Annotated in this window: 24 protein-coding genes; 10 read left to right on the top strand and 14 right to left on the bottom strand. The window is 71.5% G+C overall.

Annotated features, from left to right (window positions below; translation table 11 throughout):
- Positions 1-17: 17 nt before the first annotated feature.
- Positions 18-176 carry a hypothetical protein gene (locus DEJ33_RS17160; RefSeq protein ID WP_181421567.1) on the top strand — a complete coding sequence of 53 codons (159 nt, stop codon included), beginning with the start codon at positions 18-20 and terminating at the stop codon, positions 174-176.
- A 69-nt stretch (positions 177-245) separates the two neighbouring features.
- On the opposite strand, the gene DEJ33_RS07055 is transcribed toward DEJ33_RS17160, so the two are convergent.
- A complete protein-coding gene (locus DEJ33_RS07055; RefSeq protein ID WP_258378112.1) occupies positions 246-962 on the bottom strand; it encodes a GntR family transcriptional regulator in 717 nt (238 codons plus the stop codon).
- A 107-nt stretch (positions 963-1,069) separates the two neighbouring features.
- Here DEJ33_RS07055 and DEJ33_RS07050 point away from each other — a divergent pair, with 107 nt between their 5' ends.
- Positions 1,070-2,230 (top strand): MFS transporter, encoded by a 1,161-nt coding sequence (locus DEJ33_RS07050; RefSeq protein ID WP_111194559.1) that lies wholly within the window; start codon positions 1,070-1,072, stop codon positions 2,228-2,230.
- 145 nt (positions 2,231-2,375) lie between these two features.
- On the opposite strand, the gene DEJ33_RS07045 is transcribed toward DEJ33_RS07050, so the two are convergent.
- Both DEJ33_RS07045 and DEJ33_RS07040 read right to left on the bottom strand, forming a co-directional pair.
- The gene (locus tag DEJ33_RS07045) at positions 2,376-3,548 is read right to left on the bottom strand and encodes a Vms1/Ankzf1 family peptidyl-tRNA hydrolase (protein ID WP_111194558.1); all 1,173 of its coding nucleotides are present in this window, start codon (positions 3,546-3,548) and stop codon (positions 2,376-2,378) included.
- Positions 3,529-3,963, bottom strand: coding sequence for a hypothetical protein (locus tag DEJ33_RS07040; protein ID WP_111194557.1), 435 nt, complete (start codon positions 3,961-3,963; stop codon positions 3,529-3,531). The genes DEJ33_RS07045 and DEJ33_RS07040 overlap by 20 nt, the downstream gene beginning before the upstream one ends.
- 226 nt (positions 3,964-4,189) lie before the next feature.
- Here DEJ33_RS07040 and DEJ33_RS07035 point away from each other — a divergent pair, with 226 nt between their 5' ends.
- Entirely contained in the window at positions 4,190-7,222 is a 3,033-nt protein-coding gene (locus tag DEJ33_RS07035; protein ID WP_111194556.1) for a glycoside hydrolase family 2 TIM barrel-domain containing protein, read from the top strand.
- A gap of 175 nt (positions 7,223-7,397) precedes the next feature.
- On the opposite strand, the gene DEJ33_RS07030 is transcribed toward DEJ33_RS07035, so the two are convergent.
- Positions 7,398-7,820 carry a DUF3151 domain-containing protein gene (locus DEJ33_RS07030; protein WP_111194621.1) on the bottom strand — a complete coding sequence of 141 codons (423 nt, stop codon included), beginning with the start codon at positions 7,818-7,820 and terminating at the stop codon, positions 7,398-7,400.
- A gap of 27 nt (positions 7,821-7,847) precedes the next feature.
- Positions 7,848-8,180: a DUF3140 domain-containing protein gene (locus DEJ33_RS07025; protein ID WP_111077567.1), complete on the bottom strand. Its 333-nt coding sequence runs from the start codon at positions 8,178-8,180 to the stop codon at positions 7,848-7,850.
- Positions 8,181-8,456: 276 nt separating this feature from the next.
- On the opposite strand from DEJ33_RS07025, the gene DEJ33_RS07020 reads away from it, so the two are divergent.
- A complete protein-coding gene (locus DEJ33_RS07020; protein WP_111194555.1) occupies positions 8,457-10,070 on the top strand; it encodes an ATP-binding cassette domain-containing protein in 1,614 nt (537 codons plus the stop codon).
- 82 nt (positions 10,071-10,152) lie between these two features.
- Here the strand turns inward: DEJ33_RS07020 and DEJ33_RS07015 are convergent, their stop codons facing one another.
- From DEJ33_RS07015 to DEJ33_RS07005, 3 genes are all read right to left on the bottom strand, one after another.
- Positions 10,153-10,872: an SDR family oxidoreductase gene (locus DEJ33_RS07015; RefSeq protein WP_111194554.1), complete on the bottom strand. Its 720-nt coding sequence runs from the start codon at positions 10,870-10,872 to the stop codon at positions 10,153-10,155.
- A gap of 61 nt (positions 10,873-10,933) precedes the next feature.
- Positions 10,934-11,977, bottom strand: coding sequence for a YihY/virulence factor BrkB family protein (locus DEJ33_RS07010; protein WP_111194553.1), 1,044 nt, complete (start codon positions 11,975-11,977; stop codon positions 10,934-10,936).
- A gap of 2 nt (positions 11,978-11,979) precedes the next feature.
- Complete coding sequence (locus DEJ33_RS07005) at positions 11,980-12,441, bottom strand: hypothetical protein (RefSeq protein WP_146242554.1); 462 nt, start codon at positions 12,439-12,441, stop codon at positions 11,980-11,982.
- 116 nt (positions 12,442-12,557) lie between these two features.
- Between DEJ33_RS07005 and DEJ33_RS07000 the strand changes: the two genes are divergently transcribed.
- Positions 12,558-13,298 carry an MBL fold metallo-hydrolase gene (locus tag DEJ33_RS07000; RefSeq protein WP_110903772.1) on the top strand — a complete coding sequence of 247 codons (741 nt, stop codon included), beginning with the start codon at positions 12,558-12,560 and terminating at the stop codon, positions 13,296-13,298.
- 306 nt (positions 13,299-13,604) lie between these two features.
- On the opposite strand, the gene DEJ33_RS06995 is transcribed toward DEJ33_RS07000, so the two are convergent.
- The 6 genes from DEJ33_RS06995 to DEJ33_RS06970 are packed head-to-tail and all read right to left on the bottom strand — an operon-like array spanning position 13,605 to position 18,960.
- A complete protein-coding gene (locus tag DEJ33_RS06995) occupies positions 13,605-14,516 on the bottom strand; it encodes a prenyltransferase (RefSeq protein WP_111077439.1) in 912 nt (303 codons plus the stop codon).
- Positions 14,513-14,968 (bottom strand): lycopene cyclase domain-containing protein, encoded by a 456-nt coding sequence (locus DEJ33_RS06990; RefSeq protein ID WP_111194551.1) that lies wholly within the window; start codon positions 14,966-14,968, stop codon positions 14,513-14,515. Before DEJ33_RS06990 ends, DEJ33_RS06995 begins: the two co-directional genes overlap by 4 nt.
- Entirely contained in the window at positions 14,965-15,324 is a 360-nt protein-coding gene (locus DEJ33_RS06985) for a lycopene cyclase domain-containing protein (RefSeq protein ID WP_111194550.1), read from the bottom strand. Before DEJ33_RS06985 ends, DEJ33_RS06990 begins: the two co-directional genes overlap by 4 nt.
- Entirely contained in the window at positions 15,324-16,985 is a 1,662-nt protein-coding gene (gene crtI / locus DEJ33_RS06980; RefSeq protein ID WP_111194549.1) for a phytoene desaturase family protein, read from the bottom strand. The genes DEJ33_RS06985 and crtI overlap by 1 nt, the downstream gene beginning before the upstream one ends.
- Positions 16,982-17,905, bottom strand: a complete 924-nt coding sequence (locus tag DEJ33_RS06975; protein WP_111194548.1) for a phytoene/squalene synthase family protein — start codon at positions 17,903-17,905, stop codon at positions 16,982-16,984. Before DEJ33_RS06975 ends, crtI begins: the two co-directional genes overlap by 4 nt.
- Positions 17,902-18,960 (bottom strand): polyprenyl synthetase family protein, encoded by a 1,059-nt coding sequence (locus DEJ33_RS06970; protein WP_181432824.1) that lies wholly within the window; start codon positions 18,958-18,960, stop codon positions 17,902-17,904. The genes DEJ33_RS06975 and DEJ33_RS06970 overlap by 4 nt, the downstream gene beginning before the upstream one ends.
- Positions 18,961-18,981: 21 nt before the next feature.
- On the opposite strand from DEJ33_RS06970, the gene idi reads away from it, so the two are divergent.
- The 5 genes from idi (at position 18,982) to DEJ33_RS06945 (ending at position 25,174) form a co-directional block, all read left to right on the top strand.
- Complete coding sequence (idi, locus tag DEJ33_RS06965) at positions 18,982-19,524, top strand: isopentenyl-diphosphate Delta-isomerase (RefSeq protein WP_111194547.1); 543 nt, start codon at positions 18,982-18,984, stop codon at positions 19,522-19,524.
- A 206-nt stretch (positions 19,525-19,730) separates the two neighbouring features.
- Positions 19,731-20,750, top strand: a complete 1,020-nt coding sequence (locus DEJ33_RS06960; RefSeq protein WP_111194546.1) for a LacI family DNA-binding transcriptional regulator — start codon at positions 19,731-19,733, stop codon at positions 20,748-20,750.
- Positions 20,751-21,144: 394 nt separating this feature from the next.
- Entirely contained in the window at positions 21,145-22,668 is a 1,524-nt protein-coding gene (mmsA, locus tag DEJ33_RS06955) for a multiple monosaccharide ABC transporter ATP-binding protein (RefSeq protein WP_181437270.1), read from the top strand.
- A complete protein-coding gene (gene mmsB / locus DEJ33_RS06950; protein WP_111194545.1) occupies positions 22,665-23,957 on the top strand; it encodes a multiple monosaccharide ABC transporter permease in 1,293 nt (430 codons plus the stop codon). Before mmsA ends, mmsB begins: the two co-directional genes overlap by 4 nt.
- 104 nt (positions 23,958-24,061) lie before the next feature.
- On the top strand, positions 24,062-25,174 hold the full coding sequence (locus DEJ33_RS06945; RefSeq protein WP_111194544.1) for a sugar-binding protein: 1,113 nt from the start codon (positions 24,062-24,064) through the stop codon (positions 25,172-25,174).
- Positions 25,175-25,237: the final 63 nt, after the last annotated feature.

The following is a 25,237-nucleotide window of genomic DNA, read 5'->3' as shown; positions in this document are numbered from 1 at the left end:
GGGGAAAGGACGATCAGATGTCACAGTCGACTCCGTCCGGGCGCAGGGATGCGTACCGGCTCTCCACCGACGAGGCCGAGGTGCGGGAGGCCCTCCTCGACCACGACGCCGACCCGCACCTGTCCTGGGTGACCGCCCAGCTCGACGGGACGGAGGAACGTCCGCTGGTCGAGTAGCGGCCCCGTCCACTGGTCGAGCGGCCACGTCCACCGGTTGAGGAGCGACCGGGGTCCGGGCCGCGTCGGTCAGGCCCCGGCCGCCAGCCGCTCCGGTGCCCCGACGATCGCCATGCCCGCGCCGCGGAGCCGACGCCGCTCCTGGGCGATGAAGCCCAGCAGTCGGTCGTTGGTCCCCGCGACGTGGGCGGCGACCAGTTCCGCAGCGCGGTCGGCGTCGCCCTGCTGGACGGCGTCGAGGATGTCGCTGTGCTCCTGCCACGCCGCGTCGCGGGCCTCGGGCGTGCGGACTTCGATCCACCGGGTGCGCTCGAGTCGGGTCAGGGCGTCGGCCACGGCATCGGTGACGAAGCGGTTCCCGCCGAGCGCGGCCAGGTCCAGGTGGAACGTCGAGCCCATCGTGATGCCGGCCTGCTGGTCCGGGGTCGGTCGGAGGGCGTCGAGGTGCGCGCGGACCTCGGCGAGCGCCGCCGGCTGCGCGCGGGCGACGGCGAGACGGGCGGCGGCGGGTTCGAGCACGCCGCGGAGTTCGGCGAGTGAGGCAATCTCGTCGAGGTCGATCGGGGTGACCGTCCACGATCGACCCTCGTGCAGGATGAGCCCCTCGCGCTCGAGGCGTGACAGGGCTGCCCGGACGGGGGTGCGTGAGGCGTGGAAGCGCGCTTCGAGCCCGCGCTCCGAGATGCGTTCCCCCGGCGCGATGTCGAGCGTCAGGATCGCGGCACGGAGGTTGTCGTAGAGCTGGGCCGTCTGCGACACGGGTGCTGCGTCGGTCGGTTCGGTCACGGGCATCCAGCGTAGTGCCGTCGGACCACCGTTGGTATACCGTTCCGGTACACCAGCCGAGTCGAGACGGGGAGCGCGTGGTCCGGACACCTGCCCGAGCGTGGACGATGCTCGCGCTCGGGGTCGCCGCGCAGGCCGCCGGGACGCTCGTCGTCACCGCACCGGCACTGCTCATCCCGCACCTCCACGCGCAGGGCATGCCGCTCGCACAGGCTGGTCTGCTCGCGGCGGCCCCGACGGCGGGGATGGTGCTGACGCTGATCGCCTGGGGCGCGGTGACCGACCGGATCGGTGAGCGGATCGTGATCGCGGGCGGTCTGGTGCTCACCACGCTCGCGGTCGCCGGAGCCTGGCTGGCGGACGACGACACGGTGTTGCTCGGGGTCGCGTTCCTGGCAGCCGGGATGACGAGCGCCTCGACGAACGCGGCGAGCGGCCGGGTCGTCGTCGGCTGGTTCCCGAAGGAGCGGCGGGGACTCGCGATGGGGATCCGGCAGATGTCGCAGCCGCTGGGGGTGACCCTGGCGGCCGTGACGGTGCCCCGGCTCGCCGAGGCGACGGGCATCCGCAGCGCGCTGGTCCTGCCGGTCGTCCTGTGCGCGGTGCTCGCGGTGGTCTGCGCGGTCGGGATCGTGGACCCGCCGCGCCCGTCCCGTCCGGCGTCGGGCGGCGATGCCGGCGCCGCAGTCGGCACCGCGAACCCCTACCGCGCCACCGGCTTCCTCTGGCGGATCCACGCGGTTTCGATCCTGCTCGTGGTCCCCCAGTTCACCCTGTCGACCTACGGGTTGGTCTGGCTCGTCACCCTCGGCTGGTCGACCGCCACCGCCGGGCTGCTGGTCGGGGCGGCGCAGTTCGTCGGCGCGATCGGCCGGATCCTGGTCGGGCTCTGGAGTGACCGGGTCGGCTCCCGGGTCGGGCCGCTGCGGGTGGTCGCCGTGTCGGCCGCCGCGGTGATGGCGGTCCTGGCCCTGGTCGACGTCGCGCACCTGCCCGCCGCCGCCGTGGTGCTGGTCGTGGCGACGAGCGTCACGGTCGCCGACAACGGGCTGGCGTACACGTCGGTCGCCGAAGCCGCCGGCCCCTCGTGGTCCGGTCGGGCGTTGGGCGCACAGAACACCGGGCAGTTCATCGCGGCGAGCGCCGTCGGCCCGGGCATCGGCGCGCTGATCGGCCTGGTCGGCTTCGCGGGGTCGTTCCTGCTGGTGGCGGCGCTGCCGGTACTGGCGCTGCCGCTCGTGCCGCGGGCGGACCGGTCGCACGACTGACCCGCGACGCCGGCCGACCCACGCCACCGACCGACCCACGCCACCGACCGACCCACGACGGGCCGGGGCGACGGACGGGAGGCTCGTGGCGGCGCCGCCACGAGCCTCCCGTCCGTCATCGGGTGGCCGTCTGCCGTGCCGCGGGTCAGGCCCCCGGGATCTCCGGCCCGGTCCGCCAGCGGAGCAGCGCAGCGGCCGGTGCGCCGCCCGGCAGTGCCGCCGTGTTGGCGTACACGACCTCGGCGTCGGTCAGGAGCGCCGCACGGACGATCCCGACGGGTGCCGGGACGGGCCCGAGCACGGTCGCGCCGAGGGCCTGCTCCGGCGCCGTCGCGATCCACGGCGCTGCGTCGAGGGCCAGGACGGTGCGGTCCTCGAAGCCCGCGGGGTCGAGGACCACGATCGAGGGCTGCGCCTGCTGCAGGGCCTCGACCACCGGGCCGAGTCCGGCCGCGACCTCACCGTCCCCGCGACCGTCGTGGGTGCGGAGCAGGTCCTCGACGTCGTGTCGGCGCTGGGCGACGACCCGGGCGAGGGCGATGTCCACGTGCTCGCGGACGCCGTCCTCCGACGCATCCGAGGCGCGGGGGTCGATCGGCACCTCGGACAGGAGCGGCGCGGTGGCCTTCGTCTTCGACAACTCGGTGATGAGCAGCTGGCGGGCACGGATGTCGCCGGCGACGATCACGAGCCGGGGCGACAGCCGGTCGACGGCGTTCTGCACGGCGGCGGCGACCTCGGACTCGTTCTGCCGCCACAGCTCCTCGGTGTGGTGCTGCCAGCGCAGGTGCGCCCAGCCACCGCCCTGGAACTTGTGGAGCGTGTCGGTCCGACCCTGCACCTCCTGCTCGTCGCGCTGGTCCGGGTGGTCAGCGTGCCCGAGACGGTACGCCCGGTACCCGCCGCCACCGCGTCCGACCTCGACGACCAGGAACGGGACGTCGAGCGGCCGGTGCGCCAGGAGCGGCACGAGGTCGGGGACGGCTCCGTGCCCGACCGACTCCGGTCCGTGCATGTGCCCGGGGAGCACCTCGCTGAGCACGAGTTCGCCGTCGTGGACGAGCACGTACCGGTTCACGGGTGCGGGGACGCCCGGCGTCTCCTCGAGTTCCGCCATCACGGTGTCGATGACGGCGGCGTCGGCTCCGGCTGCCCGGAGCGCGTCCTCGGCCTTCCGGCGCTGCAGGGCGGCGAGGTGCTGCGGGTCCTCGCGGTCCCCGGAGGCGTCCACGTAGGCCCAGGTCCACGTCCCGCCGCCGGCGAGTCGGGAGCCGAGTGCCCGACCGTCCTCGGTGGTCTCATTCTGCGTGATCGGCATCGTCGCCTCCAGTCGTCGCGGTGCTCAGGTCGGGGGTGGTCGGGGTCGCGTCGGGTACGGCCGCGTTCGTGGCGGTGACGTCCGCCGCGTGGTCGTCGGCACCGGCCGTCGAGGTCGAGTAGACCGTCGCGTCGGCGCCGTCCCCGCTGCCGTCCGGTTCCTCGGCGGCGACGCCGGCCGGGTCGTCGGGGGCGTCGACATCCGTGGTGTCGTCGACGAGGCTGCCCTCGAGGTCGCCGTCGTAGCCGGACGCCCGCACGGTCTCGGCGTCGTCGGTGTCGTCGGGCACCGGTTCGGACTGCCGGAACTCCTCGACGTGGGCGTTGCTGCCGTGTCCCTGGACGATGCTCTGCGCCTCGTGCGCGAGCTGGTCGTCGAGCTCCGGGTTGTGGGTGGTGTTCCCGCGTTCGATCATCGTTGCTCCTCTCGTGGGCATCCCACGGTCCGCGAGCGTCCCTGACCCCGTTCGCAGGTGCCGCGTCCTGGTGGACGGGCGGCCGATCCGCGCCGCGGCGGACGATGCTGACAGCAGCGGAGCAGGAACCGACCACACTGGACTGCACGACGGCGTGCCCCCGCAGGCCCGGCCGCGCCACTCCCCCGTGCACCGGTGCGGGGCCTCACGGAAGGACTGGTCGAGGTTGACCTCTGCCGCACTCGACGACCTGCACTCGACCACCCCGGGCTCGACGTCGCGACGGGCACCGCGTGCCTGGTTGCACACCGACGCGCCGTCCCTGTCGTTGCACGGCGACTGGGACTTCCGGTGGTCACCGGTGGCCGACGCCCCCGGGTTCGAGGACCCCGACGGGTGGGGGTCGCTCCCGGTGCCGTCGCACTGGGTGCTGCACGGTCACGGTGCGCCGAGCTACACGAACGTGCAGTACCCGTTCCCGGTCGACCCGCCGCACCCGCCGGACGAGAACCCGACCGGTGACCACCGCCGGACGTTCACCCTGCCGGACTCCTTCGACGGGGCAGCGCGCGTGCTGCTCCGCTTCGACGGGGTGGAGTCGCACTACCGGGTGTGGTTGAACGACACCGTCGTCGGGTGGTCGACCGGGTCCCGGCTCGCCACCGAGTTCGACGTGACGTCGCTGCTCCGCCCGGGGTCGAACGAGATCCGGGTCCGGGTGCACCAGTGGTCGGCGGCCTCGTACCTCGAGGACCAGGACCAGTGGTGGCTGCCCGGCATCTTCCGCGACGTCACCCTGCTGGCACGGCCCACGGCCCCGATCGACGACGTGTTCGTGCGCGCCGGCTGGACCGCCTCGCCCGGGGACGTGGTGTCCGCCGGGACGGCTGCGTCCGGTCGGCCGTCGACCGGGACGGGCACGATCTCGGTGCCGACGATCGACGCCGTGTTCCCGGTGCACTTCGCCGTACCCGAACTCGGCGTGGACGTGACCTGGGCCAGCGCCGACGACGTCGCCCCGATCACCGTCGAGGGCGTCGAACCGTGGAGCGCCGAACTCCCGCGGCTGTACGACGCGACCCTGTCGTCCGGGAGCGGTACCGACGGGGAGACCGTGTCGCTGCGCCTGGGCTTCCGGAGCGTACAGATCGTGGGCGACCGTTTCCTGGTCAACGGCGAGCGCGTCGTGTTCCACGGCGTGAACCGTCACGAGACGCACCCCGTCCGCGGCCGGGTGTTCGACGAGGCCCACGCCCGCGCCGACATGGCGCTGATGAAGCGGAGCAACGTCAACGCGATCCGCACCTCGCACTACCCGCCGCACCCGCGGGTGCTCGACCTGGCGGACGAGCTCGGCTTCTGGGTGGTCCTGGAGTGCGACCTCGAGACGCATGGCTTCGAGTTCCAGGGCTGGCTCGGCAACCCGTCCGACGACCCGGCGTGGGAGGACGCCTACCTCGACCGCATCGCCCGCACCGTCGAGCGCGACAAGAACCACCCGTCGATCGTGATGTGGTCGCTCGGCAACGAGTCCGGCACCGGACGGAACCTCGCCGCGATGGCCCAGTGGGTGCACTCCCGCGACCCCGAGCGTCCGGTCCACTACGAGGGCGACTACTCGGGCGATTACACCGACGTATACTCGCGGATGTACCCGACGCTGCAGGAGACCGAGTCGATCGGCGGCGGTCCGGCCACTCCCCTGCTCGGGTGCGGTCCCGCCGAGGCGGCACGACAGCGGTCGAAGCCCTTCATCCACTGCGAGTACGTGCACGCGATGGGCAACGGCCCCGGGCAGATCGCCGAGTACGAGGCCCTGGTCGACCGCTACCCACGCCTGCACGGCGGCTTCGTGTGGGAGTGGCGGGACCACGGACTGCTGGCGCACACAGACGACGGCACGCCCTACCACGCCTACGGAGGCGACTTCCACGAGGTCGTCCACGACGGGAACTTCGTGATGGACGGCCTGGTGCTGCCGGACGACACCCCCACCCCGGGGCTGGCCGAGTTCGCGGCGGTCGTCGCGCCGGTCCGCCTGTCCGTCTCGGACACGACGGTGCTGGTCGAGAACCGGTACCACTCGGCCTCCACCGCGGGGCTGCGGTTCTGCTGGACCCTCTCGCGGAACGGCGTCGTCGAGGCGTCCGGGCGGCTCGCCCCCGGGATCGTCGCGGTGCGGCAGTCCGCCACGGTGCCGGTACCCGACGAGGTGCTGGCGGCAGCCCGGGCCGATGCGGACTCCCTCGCGCCGGGCGACGAGCTGTGGCTCGACGTCGTCGCGGAGCTCGCCGGTCCGACCGCCTGGGCGGACACCGGGCACGTGGTGGCACGCGCCCAGACGCTCGTGGCGAGCCGACCGGCGGCGGTGCCACGGGCCTCCAGTCGGGGCTGGGACGGCGACCGTCTCGGGGAGGCGACCTTCAGCGCACGCGGTGACCTCGCGACGTTCAGGGGCCACGACGTGTCCGGCCCGCGGCTCGAGCTGTGGCGGGCGCCGACGGACAACGACCGTGGCGCCTCCCAGGGCGGGTACGAGACCGCGGACCCGGTGCTGACCCTCGGCGTCGGCGACCCGACGGCGCCCTCGTCAGCGTCGCGGTGGGAGGCCCGTGGTCTCGACCGTCTGACCCACCGGCTGGTGTCCGTGACGCGGACCGACGACGGCCTGGTGCAGCGGGTCCGGGTCGCGGCGGCGAACAGCGGTGCCGGCGTCGAGGTCACGCACCGGTGGACCCTGACCGAGGCCGGGCTGCTGCTCCGGACGGACGCCGTGCCGTTCGGCGGCTGGGACGTCACCTGGCCGCGGATCGGCGTGCGCATCGACCTGCCCGCCGCGCTGCTGTCGGAGACGGCCTCGTGGTTCGGGACCGGGCCGGACGAGTCGTACGCGGACTCCTCGCACGCGGCACGGGTCGGGCGGTTCCAGGCCCCGGCGTCGGCGATGACCACGCGCTACTCGATGCCGCAGGAGAGCGGGCACCGGCCGGAACTCCGGACGCTGAGCGTGGGGCCGATCACCGTGACGACCCTGCCGGACCCCGCATCGGGGCACCGCGCCGGGTTCACCCTGACGCCGTGGACCGCGCAGCAGGTCGGGCGTGCCGGGCACCCGCACGAGTTGCCGGTGCCGGACGCGCTGTACCTGTACCTCGACGACGCGCAGCACGGGCTGGGGAGTCGGGCGTGCGGGCTGGACGTGCTGCCGGAGCACCAGCTCTGGCCGAGCGCGCGGAGCTGGAGCGTCCTGCTGGCGTAGCGGGGCGCCGGCCGGCGCCGGCGCCGGCGCTGGCCGGGGCCGACGGCACCCGGTGCCGGCTGGCGCCGCACAACAGGAACCCGTCCGAACCAGGGGATCCCCCGGTTCGGACGGGTTCCTGTTGTGCCCAGCCGCAGTGCGGCGCGGCCGGTCGCGGCGGCGCCGCGGCGCGGCGTCAGCCGCGCGCGATGGCCTCGGCGGCCGTGGGGTCGGCGCCGTCGAGGAACTGCGTCAGCCGCTCGGCCTCGCCCGGCTCCTCGATCGCCTCGGCCGCCCGGCGCAGCGCGAACAGGCTCCGGAGCACGCCACGGTTCGGCTCGTGCGACCACGGCACCGGCCCGGCTCCGCGCCACCCGGCCTTCCGCAGGGCGTCGAGGCCGCGGTGGTACCCGACCCGGGCGTACGCGTAGGACTCGACGGTCGCGCCGCGTGCCCACGCCTCGTCGGCGAGCATCGCCCACGCCAGGCTCGACGACGGGGAGGACACCACCACCGAGGCGACGGGAGCGCCCGCCGCCAGGGCCGCGTCCACCTCGGGCTCGGCGGCCAGCAGCGTCTCGGGGTTGGTCGAGGGGTTCGGGAGCAGGTTGTCCGGCATGCCCGCCACGCTACTTGAGCCGCCCGGTCACTTCAGCGGGTCGTGTCCCCAGTTCATGAGCGAGTACCGCCACCGGGTGTCCTCGACGTCGCCCGAGGGTCGCTGCTCCATGTGCCGCGCCACGTACCCGACGACCTTCCGCATGTGCGCGTAGTCGTCGTCGGTGTACTCGCCCTGCTTCTTGCGGAGGATCCGCACGATGTGCCGCCCGGACTCGTGCCCGGTCGACTCGGAGGCACCGTCCTTCTTCTGGCCGACCTCCTTCGACTCGTCGGAGTCCAGCCAGCCCTGCAGCTGCGAGGCGGTCATGTTCACCGCGTCGGCGAAGTCGTCCCGGGTCTGCTTCTCGTCGTCAGCCATGTCGGACATCTTGCGCGGCGCGACTGCGCGGTCGTACGGTGAGTCGTACCCCGTCGTCACGCGGGACCCCGGTGCGGGACGACCGACCGGCGGCACGGGTGACGGCCACGGGGCCTCCCGACGGGAACGGATCCGGCATTGCGCGAGACCACCGGCACTGCGCCGCAGCAGCCGCTGTCCCTGCGCTGACACCGTGACCTCGCCCGCCTCCTCGCGGGTCTGCCGCCTCCGCGGCTGACGGTGTCGTGCGCCCGCACGACCACCGGAGGCATCGCCATGCCCATCAGCCCGTCCGTCGTCCTGCACGACGTCTCGTTCACCTGGCCCGACGGCTCCGTCGCGCTCGACCACCTCGCCGCTGCCTTCGGTCGTGGCCGCACCGCGCTGGTCGGGAGGAACGGTGCCGGGAAGTCGACCCTCGTCCGGCTGGTCACGGGCCAGCTCACCCCCACATCGGGCACCGTCACGACGACGGGCCCGGTGGACCACCTGCCGCAGCGACTCGCTGACATCGGGTCGCGTACTGCGGATGGCGGCCTGGAGGCCCGTCCCGCCTCCCCGCGCACGGTCGCGGACCTGCTCGGGGTCGGCCCGCAGGTCCGGGCGCTCCGAGCCGTCCTTACCGGGGACGCCACCCCGGAGCTCTTCGACGTGGTCGGCGACGCCTGGGACGTCGAGGAGCGCGCCGGGGCCGCACTCGCCGCACTCGACCTCGGCCCGGCGGACCTGGACCGGCCTGTCGACACACTGTCCGGCGGGCAGGCCGTGCTCGTGGCGGTGGCGGGCATCCGGCTCCGCGGTCGTCCGATCGCGTTCCTCGACGAACCGACGAACAACCTCGACCGCCGTGCGCGTGCCACGCTCCTCGACATGGTGGACGGGTGGCGCGGGACCCTCGTCGTGGTGAGCCACGACCGGGAACTCCTCGAGCACGTCGACGAGGTCGTCGAGCTCCGTGACGGCGCCCTGACCGTGTTCGGCGGGACGTACTCGGCGTTCGAGGAGCACCTCGCCGTGCAGCAGGCCGCCGTCGGGCGCGAGGTCCGGGTCGCCGAACAGCGGCACCGTGCCGAGAAGCGTCAGCGCATCGAGGCCGAGACGACGATCGCGCGACGGGCGAAGGCAGGCGCGGCCTCGGCGTCGTCGATGCCGAAGATCGTGGCGAACGAGCGGCGGAAGCGTGCCGAGGCCACGGCAGGTCGGCTGCGCTCCGGGCACACGTCGGCCGAAGCGGCAGCGCTCGCGACCGCGCGGGAGGCCGGCCGACGGGTCCGTGACGACGAGCACCTGCACGTCGAGCTGCCCGACCCCGGAGTGGCCGCGTCCCGCCGGATCGCGACCGTCACGGTGCGCGGCCGGACGATGGTCGTGCAGGGGCCGGAGCGCATCGCCGTCGTCGGGGACAACGGCGTGGGCAAGACGACCCTGCTCGAGCACCTCGTCGGACTGCCGGGAGCGCGGCGGCACCCGCTGCCGGAGACGACAGCGGTGCCGCACACCGATTGGATCGGCTACCTGCCGCAGCGGAAGGACAGCCTCGACGACGATGCGACCGTCCTCGAGAACGTCCGTCGGGTCGCCCCGGACACCGCACCAGCCGAACTGCGGAACCGGCTCGCGCGGCTGCTCGTCCGGGGCGACACGGTCGACCGGCCCGCCGGGTCGCTGTCCGGCGGGGAGCGGTTCCGGGTGGCGCTGGCCGGACTCGTGCTCGCCGACCCGCCGCCGCAGCTGCTGGTGCTCGACGAGCCGACGAACGACCTCGACATGGCGAGCGTCGACCAGCTGGTGACGGCGCTCCGGGCCTACCGGGGTGCGCTGGTGGTCGTGAGCCACGACGACACGTTCCTCGACCGGCTGGACCTGGACGGACGCGTGCACCTGCGCTGAGGACACCAGCGCCGGGCGTCGGCGTCGGCCGTCGGTGCCGGGTGCCGGGTGCCGGGTGCCGGGCGTCGCTACCGGTCCGCCGTCAGCGCCGCCGGGACGGCCGGATCGAGAGCACCTCGACCGTGCCGCGCTCCGGCAGGTCGACGACGGTGCGGACCGCATCCGCGACGTCGGACGGCGCGAGGTAGTAGTCGGTGTCGTAGTCCTCGCCGAGCTTCTCGGTGAGGGCCCGCTGCATGTCCGAGTCGGTCCGGCCCGGGTGCACGCTCGACACCCGCACGCCGTTCGCTCGCTCCTCTTCACGCAGCGCGTCGGTGAAGGCCCGGAGCGCGAACTTCGAGGCCGCGTACACGCCGCCCCCGGCTCCGGCGGTGAACCCGGAGCCGCTGTTGATCGACACGACGATGCCCCGCGCCGCCCGGAGGCCCGGCAGCGCCACCCGGGTGAGCTCGGCGACCGCGAAGACGTTCGTGGCGAAGACGGCCTCCCACGTGTCTCGCGGGGTGTCCGCGACCCGGGTGCCCTGCTCGACGCCGGCGGAGTGCACCAGGACGTCGATCCAGCTCGGGACCGCCGGCACGTCGCCGGCCCCGAGGTCACCGACGAACGGCTCCGCGCTCGGCAGCGCAGCCACGACGGCGTCGACCGCCCCGGCATCGCGTCCGCCGACGAGCACGTGGTGCGTCCGGCCCATGTCGGCCGCGATCGCGCGGCCGATGCCCCGCGTCGCGCCGGTGACGAGCGCGACCGGACGGTCGTTGGCGGGGGTGGAGACGGGGACGGGAGGCTCGGTGTCGGTCACGCAGGCCAGCCTACGGAACCGGTACCGGGCCTCCCGTCCGGGTGGCGTGTCCGGAGACTGCTCAGTCGTGGTCCTTGGTCTCACCGGCGCTCTGCCGGATGCGGATGCCCTGCAGGACGTCCTCGGCGCGCTTCTCGTCCTGCTTCTCGGTCTGGCGAGTGTCGCGCTCGGGGAGCTGGATGTCCTCCTCCGCCTTGATGCCCGCCTGCAGCTCGCGGCCGCGCTCGATCTCGGCGTCGAACTCGGCACCGAAGAGCAGCGCGTTGTTCGTGATCCAGATCCACAGCAGGAAGACGATGACGCCACCCAGCGAGCCGTACGTGGCGTTGTAGTTCGAGAAGTTCCCGACGTAGAAGCCGAACCCGACGCTCGCGATGATCCAGATGAGCAGCGCGATGATGGAGCCCCCGCTGACCCAGGTGAACTTCGGCTGCTTGACGTTCGGCGACCAGTAGTAGAGCACCGCGATGATGACGACCGCGATGACGAGCAGGATCGGCCACTGCACGATCGACAGCACCAGCGCCGCGGCGTCGCCGAGGCCGATGACGTCGCCGAAGCTACGGGCGAGCGGCCCCGACACGAGGGCGAGGAGGCCGATGACGAGCAGCACGACCGTCGTCACCGTGACGCCGAGCATCGTCGGGCGGAGCTTCCAGATCGGACGTCCCTCGCGGACGTTGTAGATGCGGTTCATCGCGCGGCCGAACGCGCCGACGTAGCCGGACGCCGACCAGAGCGCACCGAGGATACCGACGATGAACGTCACCGGTGCCGCAGGCGACCGGACCAGGTTCTCGACCGGACCCCGGATCAGCTTCACGACGTCCTGCGATCCGATGTTGCCGATGACGTCGAGCAACGTCTTGATCGTGGTGTCGGCCTGACCGATGAGGCCGAGGATCGACACGACGGCCAGCAGCCCGGGGAAGAGCGCCAGCACGGAGTAGTACGTGAGGCTCGCGGCCAGGTCGGTGCACTGGTCGCTGGTGAACTCCCGCAGGGTCTTCTTCAGCGTGTAGACGACCGTGGGCTTCTTCAGGTCCGTCGGGCTGTCGGGCTTCCGGGGGTCGTCCGCCGCCGGCTTCTGTGTTTCCTTCGCCATGATCAGCCCTTCGCTGCCTTCGTGATCCGCTTGCGAGCCTTCTTGTTCCGCTTAGCGTCCTTCTTCCGACGCTTCTCGGCGGCCTGGCGTTCCTGGTACACGGGGTTGCCCGTCGGGTCCTTCCGCGCGAACACCGGGACGCCCTTCGACTGTCCGTCCTTGCGGAGCTTGACCGGCTTGAACACCGGGACGGGAGCGGGCTCGCGGAGAGCGGAGAGTCGCCCGGCGGGCTCGTTCCGGATGCGTGCACCGACGACGATCGCGGCGATGCCGGCGGCGGCGGTCATCGCGACGGCCACGAGGGGCGTGGGGTCGCGGTGCCAGCGCTGCCGGGTCTTCGCGAGGGCGAGGCGGGTGCGCGCGGGCACGTCGGACTTCTGCCGGATCCGCGTCACCGTGTCGACGATGCGCTCCCGGGTCCGTACGTTCCGGAGCTCGAGCTCGGGCATGGAGTCGTTGGGCATGCTCCCTGAGTACACGCTCCGCGGTGAGTGGACGCGCTGGCGTGCGGTCCGCGGACGTGCAGTGGGCGATCCGGAGCCGGACGAGCACCCAGGGGTGTCGGCCTAGCGTCCGCCGCATGCTGTTCCGGGACGTCGCCGAGGGCATCCACCGCCTCGAGCTCGCACACACCAACACCTACCTGGTCGAGACCGGGGACCGACTGCTCGTCGTCGACGCCGGGCTGCCCGCAGTCTGGCCGCACCTGCTGCTCGCGGTCCACGACCTCGGCTACTCCCCCGACCGGGTCGAGGCGCTGCTGCTCACGCACGGGCACTTCGACCACGTCGGGACGGCGGCCAGGATGCACCGCGAGTGGGGCACCCCCGTGTACGTGCACCCGGGCGACCGCGACCTCGCAGCCCACCCGTACTCGTACCGACCGCAGCAGAACCGGTTCGGGTTCGTCGTCGCGCACCCCGGCGGCCTCCGTCCGCTCAGCCGGATGCTGCTCGCCGGCGCCGCGACCGTCGACGGCATCGACGAGGTCGAGACCCTGGAGTCCCGTGCGGACGTCCCCGGCAACCCGTGGATCATCGAGACGCCCGGGCACACCGACGGGCACGTGGCGCTGCACTTCGCGGACCGGGACGCGGTGATCGCCGGCGACGCGCTGGTCACCTTCGATCCGTACACCGGCGGGATCGGCCCGCGGGTCGTGGCCCCCGCGGCGACGGCGGACATGGCGACCGCCGTGGCGTCCCTCGACCTGCTCGTCGACACCGAGGCGCAGCACGTCCTGCCGGGCCACGGCCCGTCGTGGTCGCGCGGGGTGCGGGCCGCGGTCGCGCAGGCGCGGCGGGCGGCCGGCGCCGCCTGAGGCGCGCGGTCCGTCGCCCAGGTCCGGCGCCCGAGGTCGCCCGAGGTCACCCGGTCCGTCGCCGAGGTCGCCCGGTCCGGCGCCCAGGTTGCGACATCGCGGCATCTCGACGCCAGAGGTGCCGCGATCGCGGCATCTCGCCGGAGTACACGCGGCGAGTTGCGGCATCTCGGGAAGCGCACGCCGACGCGCACGCGGGAGCGCGGGACCGGGAGGCGCGAGGGCAGCCCCGCGGGACCGCACCGGCAGGGCGGCCACCCACCGCGCACCGCACCACACCGGCAGCCCCGGCCCACCCCGCACCGCTCAGTGCGTGAAGGCGAAGCCGATCAGGGCCATCGTGACGATGAAGCCCGCCAGGTAGTTGATCCAGAGGAAGCGCTTCCAGCCCGCGTTCGCCGCCTCGGCCCCGGCGTCCGTGACGTTCCACCACGGCAGCACGTTGAGCGCGTACGGCACGACGACGACCGCGGCGATCGGCCCCGGGAACGCCGAGAACAGCAGCGCCACACCCGCGACGAGGTACGCCACGAACGCCAGACGGACGGTCGCCCGGGCGCCGATGACGGTCGCCACGGACCCGATCCCGCCGGCCCGGTCGGCGAGCACGTCCTGCACGGCGCCGAAGGCGTGCGAGGCGATGCCCCACAGGAAGAACGCCACGCACACGGCGACGAGCTGCCCGGTCCACTGGCCGCCGGCGAGCGCGAGCCCGTAGACGGCCGGGGACACGAAGTGCGTCGACGAGGTCAGGGAGTCCAGGAACGGCTTCTCCTTGAAGCGCAGCCCCGGTGCCGAGTAGGCGATGACCGCGAAGACGCTGATCGCGAGGACGAGCCACGACCACGGCCCGCCGAGCAGCACGAGGACGAGCAGGAAGGGCACGTTCGTGACGACCACGGCCCAGAGCGTGGCCCGGTGCACGCTCCGGTCGAGCAGCGCCCCCTCGACGCCGCCCTTGCGCGGGTTGCGCAGGTCGGACTCGTAGTCGAAGACGTCGTTGATGCCGTACATCGCCAGGTTGTAGGGCACGAGGAAGTACACGACGCCGACGAGGAACGCCAGCAGCGAGAACCCGCCGCCGCCCTCGACGCCGACCCCGCTGCCCAGCAGGTAGGCGGCGGCGAACGGGTAGGCGGTGTTCACCCAGCTGATCGGTCGGGAGGACACGAACAGGGCACGGAGCGTCGACGGCCTGGAGGCTCGGCTCACGGTCATGGGGTCTCCTCCGGTGCACGGGACGGCTGGGTCGGGCGCTCTGACCGTACCGGTCCGGCGACCGCGTCCGGTCGCCGGCTCCGGTCGCTGCCCAGGCCGTCGAGCAGCACCCAGCAGCTCGGCAGCAGCAGCACCGCGCCGATCGAGTACGCCAGGTCCTCGACGGGGAACAGGCCGATGCGCGCCCCGAGGACGAGCGCCGGGTCGTAGGCGACGATGCCGAGCCCGACGATCACGTTGTTGAACACGCACGTCATCACGAGCAGCGCGATGCCGGCGACGACCCCGGTGAGCACGATGGTGCGACGGCCACGGGCGGCAGCACCGGCGGCAGCGTCCGGCCGTCCCGCCCGTCGGCGACGTGCGGACACGGATCCGGCGAGGACCGCGACGAGCACGGCGACGCCGAGGAACGGCACCGCGAGCAGCGCGTACGTGCCGGACCCGGTCATGCCCGGCTCCCGTCATGGCCCGCGTCCGCGGAGCGCCGAGCGCTGAGACGCGCGAGGACCGGCCGGACGGCACCGAACAGGTCCATCGTCGTCCAGCAGAGCAGCACCAGGAAGAACAGCTCCTCGAGCGGCACGTCCGGCGCCAGGAGCACTCCGGTGAGCAGCCCGTTCGTGCCGATGAAGAAGATCCCGAGGTGCACGCCCACGACGTCCCAGACCATGAAGAACACCAGCCCGATGAGCATCACGGCGGCGGCACGCAGCGGGGCACGCCAGAAGAACAGCCGGTACCGGGCGTCGAGCACCGCGATGCCGGCGATCGAGATCAGCAGTCCGGCGAGGTACAGCCCCGGCATCAGCCCGTCGTCCGTACCGGCGGCGCGTCGACGGACCGCGGCAGCGGGGTCGGCAGCGGCTCGGTCGAGGTGTCGCCGTGGATCCGCTTGAGCAGGACCTCGGCGCTGATCAGGCACATCGGCAGCCCGATGCCCGGGATCGTCGAGGCGCCGACGTAGTAGAGCCCGTCGACCTTCGTGGAGGCGTTCTTCTCGCGGAAGAAGGCGCTCTGCGTCAGGGTGTGCGCCGGGCCGAGCATCGACCCGTTCCAGGCGTTGAGGTCGTCGGCGAAGTCCTGCGGGCCGATCGTCCGGCGGACGCGGATCCGGTCGCGCAGGTCCGGTACGCCGGACCGCTCGGCGATGACGTCGATGGCGCGGTCGGCGATCGCCTCGACCTGGGCGTCACCGGCGCCGTCGAGACCGCCCTTGCCGATCGAGACGTCGGCCGGCAGCGGGACGAGGACGAACAGGTTGCTCTGCCCCTCCGGCGCGACCGAGTCGTCGGTGAGCGACGGCGCGCAGACGTAGATCGACGCGGGGTCCGGCACGTGCCGGTCCTTGCCGAAGATGGCGCCGAAGTTCTCCTTCCAGTCCTCGGTGAACACCAGCGTGTGGTGCAGCAGTCCGGGGACCGGGCCGTCGACGCCGAGGTACACGAGCACCGCGGAGGGGCCGGGGTCGCGCTTGGCCCAGTGCGCGGCGTCGTGCGTGCGGTGTTCCTGCTCGAGGAGTTCCATCTCGGTGTGCCGCAGGTCCGCCGCGCTGACGACGAGGTCGGCGTGCTCGACGTGCTCGGCGCCGTCCTGGTCACGCCAGGCGACACCGGTGGCGTGCCCGCCCTCGACGACGATCCGGGTCACGGTCGCACCGGTCGTGATCGTCGCCCCCTCGGCGAGCGCGACCCGCTCGACGGCGGCGATGACCTGCGTGATGCCGCCCTTCGGGTAGAGCACCCCGTCGGCCAGGTCCAGGTGGCTCATCAGGTGGTACATGCTCGGCGCCTGGTACGGGCTGGTGCCGAGGAAGACCGCCGGGTAGCCGAGGACCTGCCACAGGCGGTGGTCCTTGACCGCGGTCGACGCGAACGACGACAGCGGCTGGAGCAGCAGTCGGGCGAGCTTGCCCATCCGCTTGAGGACGTCGGGGGCGGCCAGCTTCGTGAGGTCCTGGAAGGTGCCGTACAGGAACCGACGGACCGCCATGTCGTACGTGTCGGCGGCGGAGTCGAGGTACTTCGCCATCTTCGCGCCCGCACCGGGCTCGATCGACTCGAACAGGGCGATGTTGGCCTCGCGCGAGGACCGGAGGTCGATCGGCTCGTCGCGGCCCTCGGTGTACACGCGGTACCCGGGGTCCAGGACGTCGAGGTCGAGCTGCTCGTCGGCGCTGGTGCCGAGCAGCTGGAAGAAGTGGTCGAACACCTCGGGCATGAGGTACCAGCTGGGTCCGGTGTCGAACCGGAAGCCGTCCTGCTCCCACGTGCCGGCGCGGCCGCCGAGCTGGGTGCGCTGCTCGAGGACGGTGACGGCGAAGCCGTCCCGGGCGAGCAGGGCGGCGGCCGCCAGGCCGCTGATGCCGCCGCCGATCACGACGGCTCGGCGGACCGGCACGGTTCGCGTGGCGGGCGGTGCGGCAGTGGTCGGTGCGTCGGTCGGACGGGAGGCACGGGTCGGGCTCATGACGAGCCTCCAGTCTGTGGGGTGGTGACGGTGCGCGAGGGCAGGGCGCCGCGTCGGCTGAGGACACGCGCGGCGAGCCGTGCTTTCACGGGGTTCGGGACCCGGACCCGGGAGGTGACGAGCCGGTCCGCCGGGGTGGCGGCGATCCGGTCGTTGAGCTCCTGGAACAGAGCGTGCGCGAGGGCGACCGCGGGGCGGGCGTCCCGCGGCAGCAGCGGGACGGTGACGGCGGCCCGGTCGAGGTCCGACTGGACGTCGGCGACGAGCCGGCCCTTCGTCGCCTCGTCGAAGGTGCGCACGTCGACGCCCGGGAAGTACGAGCGGCCGAGCACCTCGAAGTCGGCGTGCAGGTCGCGGAGGAAGTTCACCTTCTGGAAGGCGGCTCCGAGGGCACGCGCGCCGTCGACGAGGACCGCGTCGTCGAAGGTCGGGCGCCCGGCGCGGTACACGAAGGCGCGGAGGCACATCAGGCCGACGACCTCGGCGGAGCCGTACACGTAGGCGTCGAACGAGGCCTGGTCGTGCTCGGTCTGCTCGAGGTCCATCCGCATCGACGCGAAGAACGGCGCGGTCAGTTCGCTGCCGAACCCGACGGTGCGGGCGGTCCGGGCGAACGCGTGCACGACGGGGTTCACCGAGAAGCCGAACGCCATGGCGCGGTCGGTGTCCTGCTCGAGCTCGTCGAGCACGATCCGGGCGAGCGCGGGGTCCAGGCCGGCCTCGGTCGCGGGGCCGTCGACGACCTCGTCCGCGACCCGGACCAGGGCGTAGACGTTGCGGATGTGCTCACGGGTGTCCTTCGTGAGCAGGCGGCTGGCGAGCCCGAAGGACGTGGAGTACCGGCTGATGACGACGCTCGAGGCGGCCTCGGCGGTGGCGTCGTAGAGCGGGAGGCGGTGACCGGTGGTGCTCGAGCTCACCGGACGCGCTCCACGAGTTCGGTGACGAGCCCTTCGAGTCGTGCGCCGAGCTCGTCGGGCAGCGCGGCCAGTTCGGCGCGGGCCAGAGCGGTGTGCTCGCGGATGTGGTCGAGCGCGGCGTCACGAGCACCGCACTCGACGAGCAGGCCGCGGAGTCCCGCGGCACGTTCCTCGGTCAGGTCCGGGTCGCCGAGGTACGGCGCCAGGTCGGGCCAGCAGTCGGTGGTCGCGGCGTACGCGATGAGCATCGTGCGCTTGCCCTCGCGGAGGTCCCCGATGGCGGTCTTCCCCGTCGATCCCTCGTTGCCGAAGACACCGAGCAGGTCGTCGACGATCTGGTAGGCGATGCCGATCTCACGGCCGAAGGCGCCGAGCGAGGCGACGACGGGCTCCGGCGCACCGGCCAGGACCGCACCGGACTGCAGCGGTGCCTCGAAGCTGTACACACTCGTCTTCGCGCGCTCCATCTGCAGGACCTCTTCCACGGTGGGCATCACGCCGAGCGCGAGGTCCACGTCCGCCATCTCGCCGGCTGCGCTGGCGAACACGGCGTCGTCGAACAGGTCGAGGAGGCGGGAACGACGGTCCCCGGTGACCCCGCTGGCCTCGATGAAGCGGGGCGCGGCGGCGAGCGCCAGGTCCCCGGCGATCACGGCAGCGCTCGTCCCCCGGTGTTCGGCCGTCGGCAGCGGCAGCCCCCCGGTCGTCGCGTTGTCGCGGAAGGACCCGGCGACGTTCGGACGACCACGACGGGACCAGTCCCGGTCGATGACGTCGTCGTGGACGACGAGGGCGGTGTGCAGCAGTTCGTACGCCGCAGCGACGTGCGACGCAGCGTGCACGTCCTGCCCGCCGAGGGCCGTGTACGAGGTCAGGACCATGCGCGGCCGGAACCGCTTGCCACCCATGCTCGCCCTGCGCAGGACGCGCCAGAGTTCTTCGGACGGTCGGCCGAAGGCCTGGGCCCGGGCGCTCGATACCGTGAAGAAGCGCTCGAGGCACTCATCCACCAGCGCGAGGTCGATGTGCGCCACGGTGGCCGCTTCCTCGGTCATTGGCCTAATCTATCGAGGCAGATGAGCCTTTTCCCGGAAACCGTTGTCCTGTTGGCCGATGACCGTACCCCGATCGGCACGGCGGACAAGTTCACGGTGCACACAGACCAGACGCCCCTCCACCTCGCCTTCAGCTGCCACGTGCAGAACGCGGCCGGCGATCTCCTCGTGACCCGTCGCGCCCTCGTGAAGAAGACGTGGCCCGGCGTGTGGACGAACTCGTTCTGCGGGCACCCCGGCCCGGACGAGTCCTTCGAGGACGCGATCGCCCGTCGCGCCGAACGCGAACTCGGCATGACGCTGCACAGTGTCGACCTGGTTCTGCCGGACTTCCGCTACCGCGCGGTGGACGCGTCCGGGATCGTCGAGAACGAGGTCTGCCCGGTGTTCCGTGCCCTGGCCGACGGCGACCCGCAGCCCGCTGACGACGAGGTCGCCGAGTGGGTGTGGCTGTCGGAGCAGGACCTCCGCCAGGCGGTGACCGCCGCGCCCTTCGCCTTCAGCCCGTGGCTCGGGTGGCAGCTGGCGGAGCTCCCGCTCGACGCCCTCGGCGCGGAGCGCTGAAGCACCGCTGACCGGCGGGTCGTCGGACCCGACGCGCCCGGACGACGCAACGTGAGGTCCACGGCGATGCCGCCGCGGGCCTCCCGTCGCGTCCGTCCTCCTCACCTGCTCAGGTGGCGTGGACCGGAGAGCCGTGCATAATGATCTGGCTCGGGATGTGAACGTGCACATGGGCGTGCCGCGGCCCCGGGCGGGAGAGAGCAGCAATGGCGACCACGCGGGCACAACAGCCGCGGTCCCCCAGCATCCGCGACGTCGCGCGGGTCGCGGGCGTCTCGCACCAGACCGTCTCCCGGGTCCTCAACAACTCGGACGCGATCCGGGCCGAGACCCGTGACCGGGTGCTCGCGGCGATGGAGGAACTGCAGTACCGGCCGAACCGGGCCGCACGCGCACTGGTGACGAGCAAGACCAGGACCATCGGCGTCCTGACGGCGCAACGGTCGCACTACGGCCCCACCGTCACCCTGCAGGCGATCGAGGACGCCGCGGTCCTCCGCGGGTACTCGGTGACGACGGCGAACATCGCGGTGCCGACCGACGAGGCGGTCCGCGACGGACTCGGACACCTGCTCGACCAGGACGTCGAGGGGATCGTCGTCATCGCCCCGCAGCAGCGGGTGTTCGACCTCATCGAGGAGCTCGGCGTCCGCACCCCGTACGTGACGATGCGCTCGAGCGTCGGTGAGGACCCGACGGCGCTCTGGGTCGACCAGATGGAGGGCGCACGCCTGGCGACGGCCCACCTGCTCGATCTGGGCCACGAGTACGTCCGGCACATCGCGGGGCCCCAGGACTGGATCGAGGCGGATGCCCGGATGCAGGGCTTCCTCCGCGAGATGTCGGACCGGGACATGCCGGTGCAGCCACCGATCCTCGGGGACTGGACGGCCGACTTCGGGTACCACGCCGGGCGGGAACTGCTGCGATGGCGGGACTGCACGGCGGTGTTCTGCTCGAACGACGCGATGGCGCTCGGCGTGATGCACGCGGCCCGTTCGTACGGGCTCGACGTCCCCGGCGACCTGTCGGTGGTGGGCTACGACGACATCCCCGAAGCGAAGCACTTCTGGCCGCCGCTCACCACGGTGCAGGTCGACTTCGAGGAGCTCGGACGGCGCAGCGTGGACATCCTGCTGCCGAGCGGCGATGACACGCTCCGGCCGATCGACATCGTGCCCCAGCTGGTCGTCCGCGGCTCCACGTCGGCACCGCGACGCCGCTGAGCGAGCCGCGAGCGGACTCCTCGTCGCGCGCCGGCCCGTCACGGCGCTGACCCCAACCCGAGGGACAGCGCTTCCGCCGTCTGCGGAAACCGACCCCTGCGTCACCGAAACGTGACCAATCCGAATTGACAGCCGCGCCGAGCGTGTGCGTAACATTGCCTCCGTTCCTCGATGTGACCGTTCACATCTGCTGTCACACGAGGATCACCCGGACGCGACAACGAAGTCCGCACGCACCCTCGTGCCCTTCGGATGCCGCAGCTGTTCCACCGAAGGACTGCCGCATCGCAGCGGCAGAAGGAGATGCACCGTGGCGTCAACCCCACAGGGTCACGACCCGATCGCGAGCGGGCTCGAGACCCGTTCGATCACCGCTCCCGAGACGATCCTCGAGATGCGTTCCATCACCAAGGAGTTCCCTGGTGTGAAGGCGCTCGCCGACGTCTCGCTGAGCGTCCGCGCCGGCGAGATCCACGCGATCTGCGGCGAGAACGGCGCTGGCAAGTCCACGCTGATGAAGGTGCTGTCGGGCGTCTACCCGTACGGCACCTACGACGGCCAGATCGTCTACGAGGGCGAAGAGGTCCGCTTCGCGAACATCAAGCAGTCCGAGCAGGCCGGCATCGTCATCATCCACCAGGAGCTGGCGCTGATCCCGGAGCTCTCGATCACCGAGAACCTGTTCCTCGGCAACGAGCCCGGCCGCTTCGGTCGCATCGACTGGACCGCCGCACAGCTCCGCGCCCAGGACCTGCTGGCCCGCGTCGGCCTGTCCGACGACCCGGACACGCAGATCAAGAACATCGGCGTCGGCAAGCAGCAGCTCGTCGAGATCGCCAAGGCCCTGCACAAGGACGTCAAGCTCCTCATCCTGGACGAGCCGACGGCCGCCCTGAACGAGAACGACTCCCAGCACCTCCTCGACCTCATCGTCGGGCTGAAGGCCAGGGGCATCTCGAGCATCATCATCAGCCACAAGCTCAACGAGATCGAGCAGATCGCCGACGAGATCACGATCATCCGCGACGGCAAGGCCATCGAGACGCTCAACGTCAAGGCGGACGGCGTCAACGAGGACCGCATCATCCGCGGCATGGTCGGCCGCTCGCTCGAGTCCCGCTTCCCGGACCGCACCCCGAAGATCGGCGAGACCTTCTTCGAGGTCCGCAACTGGACCGTGCAGCACCCGATCGACTCGTCGCGCCTGGTCTGCAAGGGATCGAACTTCCACGTCCGCAAGGGCGAGATCGTCGGCTTCGCGGGCCTGATGGGTGCCGGGCGCACCGAGCTGGCCATGAGCCTGTTCGGTCGCTCCTACGGCACCTGGCTCGACGGGCAGATCATCAAGGACGGTCGCGAGATCAAGCTGACGAACGTGCAGCAGGCGATCGACAACGGTCTCGGCTACGTGTCGGAAGACCGCAAGGCACTCGGCCTGAACCTGCTCGACACCGTGAAGCGCTCGACGGTCGCGGCGGACCTCAAGAAGATCGCCAAGGGCGGCGTGGTCGACTCCCTCGAGGAGTACTCGGTCGCCGAGAAGTACCGGAAGATGCTCCGCACGAAGGTACCGAGCGTCGAGGACAACGTCGGAAAGCTCTCCGGTGGGAACCAGCAGAAGGTCGTCCTGTCGAAGTGGATGTTCACGGACCCCGACCTGCTGATCCTCGACGAGCCCACCCGCGGCATCGACGTCGGCGCGAAGTTCGAGATCTACGGGATCATCCAGCAGCTCGCGGCCGAGGGGAAGGGCATCATCCTCATCTCGTCCGAGCTCCCCGAACTCCTCGGTCTCTCCGACCGCATCTACACCATCTTCGAGGGGCAGATCACTGCTGACCTCCCGGCCGACCAGGCCGATCCAGAAACGCTCATGCGCAGCATGACGTCCGCGCGGAAGGGCGCCACCGTCTCATGAACAACCTGAAGCTGCTCTTCGGCAAGGGCAACTCCATCGGCCAGTACGGCATGGTCATCGCGCTCATCGCGATCCTGATCTTCTTCTCGATCACCACGAACGGCCTGATCCTCCAGCCGACGAACGTGATCAACCTGTTCCTGCAGTACTCCTACATCCTGATCCTGGCGCTCGGCATGGTCATGGTAATCATCGCCGGCCACATCGACCTGTCGGTCGGTTCGGTCGCGGCGTTCACCGGCATCATCGTGGCGCAGTCGATGTCCGTCTGGCACTTCCCGGCCTGGCTCGCGATCATCCTCGGCCTCGTCGTCGGCGGACTCGTCGGCGCATGGCAGGGCTTCTGGGTCGCGTTCGTCCGCGTCCCGGCGTTCATCGTCACCTTGGCCGGGCAGTTGATCTTCCGTGGTGCCAACCAGATCATCGGCAACTCCACCTCGCTGCCCGTCCCGAACGACTACAGCCAGATCGGTTCCGGCTTCATCCCCGACTTCGGACCGGACTTCGGGTTCTCCAACGGCACGCTGGTCCTCGGCCTGGTGACGGTCGTCGTCCTCGTCATCCTCGAGATCCGCGACCGCCAGCGCCGCCGGAAGATGCAGGCCGAACTCCCGCCGCTCTGGGTCGCCTTCGTCCGCACCGGTGTCCTGGTCGTCGTCACGCTCGTGGCCACCTACCTGTTCGCCACCGGTCGTCCGGGCACCTCGGTCCCGATCGTCGCGATCATCCTCGGCGTCCTCACCATCGTCTACGGCTTCGTCACGAAGAACACGATCTTCGGTCGCCAGGTCTACGCGGTCGGTGGCAACTCGAACGCAGCCGTGCTGTCCGGTGTCTCCGCGAAGAAGGTCAACTTCTTCGTCATGATGAACATGTCGGTCCTCGCCGCCGTCGCCGGCATGGTGTTCGTCGGCTACGCCGGTGCCTCGGGCCCCGCAGACGGCACCGGTTGGGAGCTCGACGCGATCGCCGCCGTGTTCGTCGGTGGTGCCGCGGTCGCCGGTGGTGTCGGTACGATCTCCGGGTCGATCATCGGTGGTCTCGTGATGGCGCTCCTCTCCAACGGCCTGCAACTCATGGGCATCGAGTCCAACCGCGTGCAGATCATCCGTGGTCTGGTCCTGCTGATCGCCGTCGCCTTCGACGTCTACTCGAAGTCGCAGGGCCGACCGTCGCTCATCGGCGGGATGATGCGGCAGTTCCAGCGCAAGGACACGGAGGCCAACACGGTCGGTGCGGAGCAGCCGCGGTCGATCGCGGACCAGCCGGACAAGGTCAACCTCCCCTAGCTCGGGATCCGGCGGTCGGGCGACCGACCGCCGGGCCCCATACGACCCATCCACCACACAGCGGGGCCCCGGCCCCACCTCCTCAACGAAGAGAAAGCAATCACATGCGCAAGAAGATCGTCGCCGGCGTCAGCCTGGCGCTCATCGCCGGCCTCGCCCTCAGCGGCTGCTCGGCTCGTGGCAACTCGGACTCGGGCGCCTCCGGCGACTCGTCGAGCACGACCATCAAGAAGGGCGACACCATCGGCGTCGCGCTCCCCGCCAAGACCTCGCAGAACTGGGTGCTCGCGGGCGCCGCGTTCAAGAAGTCGATCGAGGAGGCCGGCTTCAAGGCCGACATCCAGTACGCCGCCGCGTCGAACACCGTCCCCGACCAGCAGGGCCAGATCTCCAGCATGGTCACCAAGGGCGACAAGGCCGTCATCATCGGCGCGGCAGACGGTTCGCAGCTCGGCTCGCAGGTGAAGGCCGCCAAGAACGCCGGCGCCCTCGTCATCGCCTGGGACCGCAACATCCTGAACACCGAGAACGTCGACTACTACGTCGCGTTCAACAACTTCAAGGTCGGCCAGCTCCAGGCGCAGGCGCTCCTCAAGGGCCTCGAGGAGAAGAAGGGCGACAAGCCGTACAACGTCGAGCTCTTCGCCGGCTCGCCGGACGACGCCAACGCGACCGTGTTCTTCAACGGCGCGATGGACGTCCTCCAGCCGAAGATCGACGACGGCACGCTGAAGGTCGTCTCGGGTCAGACCAAGTTCACGAAGGTCAACACCCAGGGCTGGCTCGCGCAGAACGCCCAGTCGCGCATGACCGACCTGCTGACCCAGTACTACACGGGTGACACCGAGCTCGACGGCGTCCTGTCGCCGAACGACACCCTCGCCCGTGCGATCCTGCAGGCCACGAAGGCCGCCGGCAAGGAGAACCCGGTCGTGACCGGTCAGGACTCCGAGACCGCGTCGATCCCGCTGATCATGCAGGGCACGCAGTACTCGACGATCTACAAGAACACCACCGACGAGGCCCAGGCCGCTGTCGACCTGGTGTCCGACCTGGCCGCCGGCAAGAAGCCGGAGACCGTCAAGGACAAGAACAACGACAACGGCGTGAAGATCGTCCCCACCGTCGAGCTGACCCCGGTCCTCGTCACCAAGGACAACGCCGTCGAGGCCTACAAGGACGACGAGACGCTCTCTGCGCTCGCCGAGAAGGGCTGAGCCTCTCCGGTTCCAGCAAGCAGAAGGGCCCCGTCGCGTCAGCGACGGGGCCCTTCGGTCGTC

This window comes from Curtobacterium sp. MCPF17_047 (assembly GCF_003234045.1).
GTDB lineage: Bacteria > Actinomycetota > Actinomycetes > Actinomycetales > Microbacteriaceae > Curtobacterium.
Note: the sequence above shows the minus strand (reverse complement) of the source record. Positions and strands in the feature narration are given on the sequence as shown.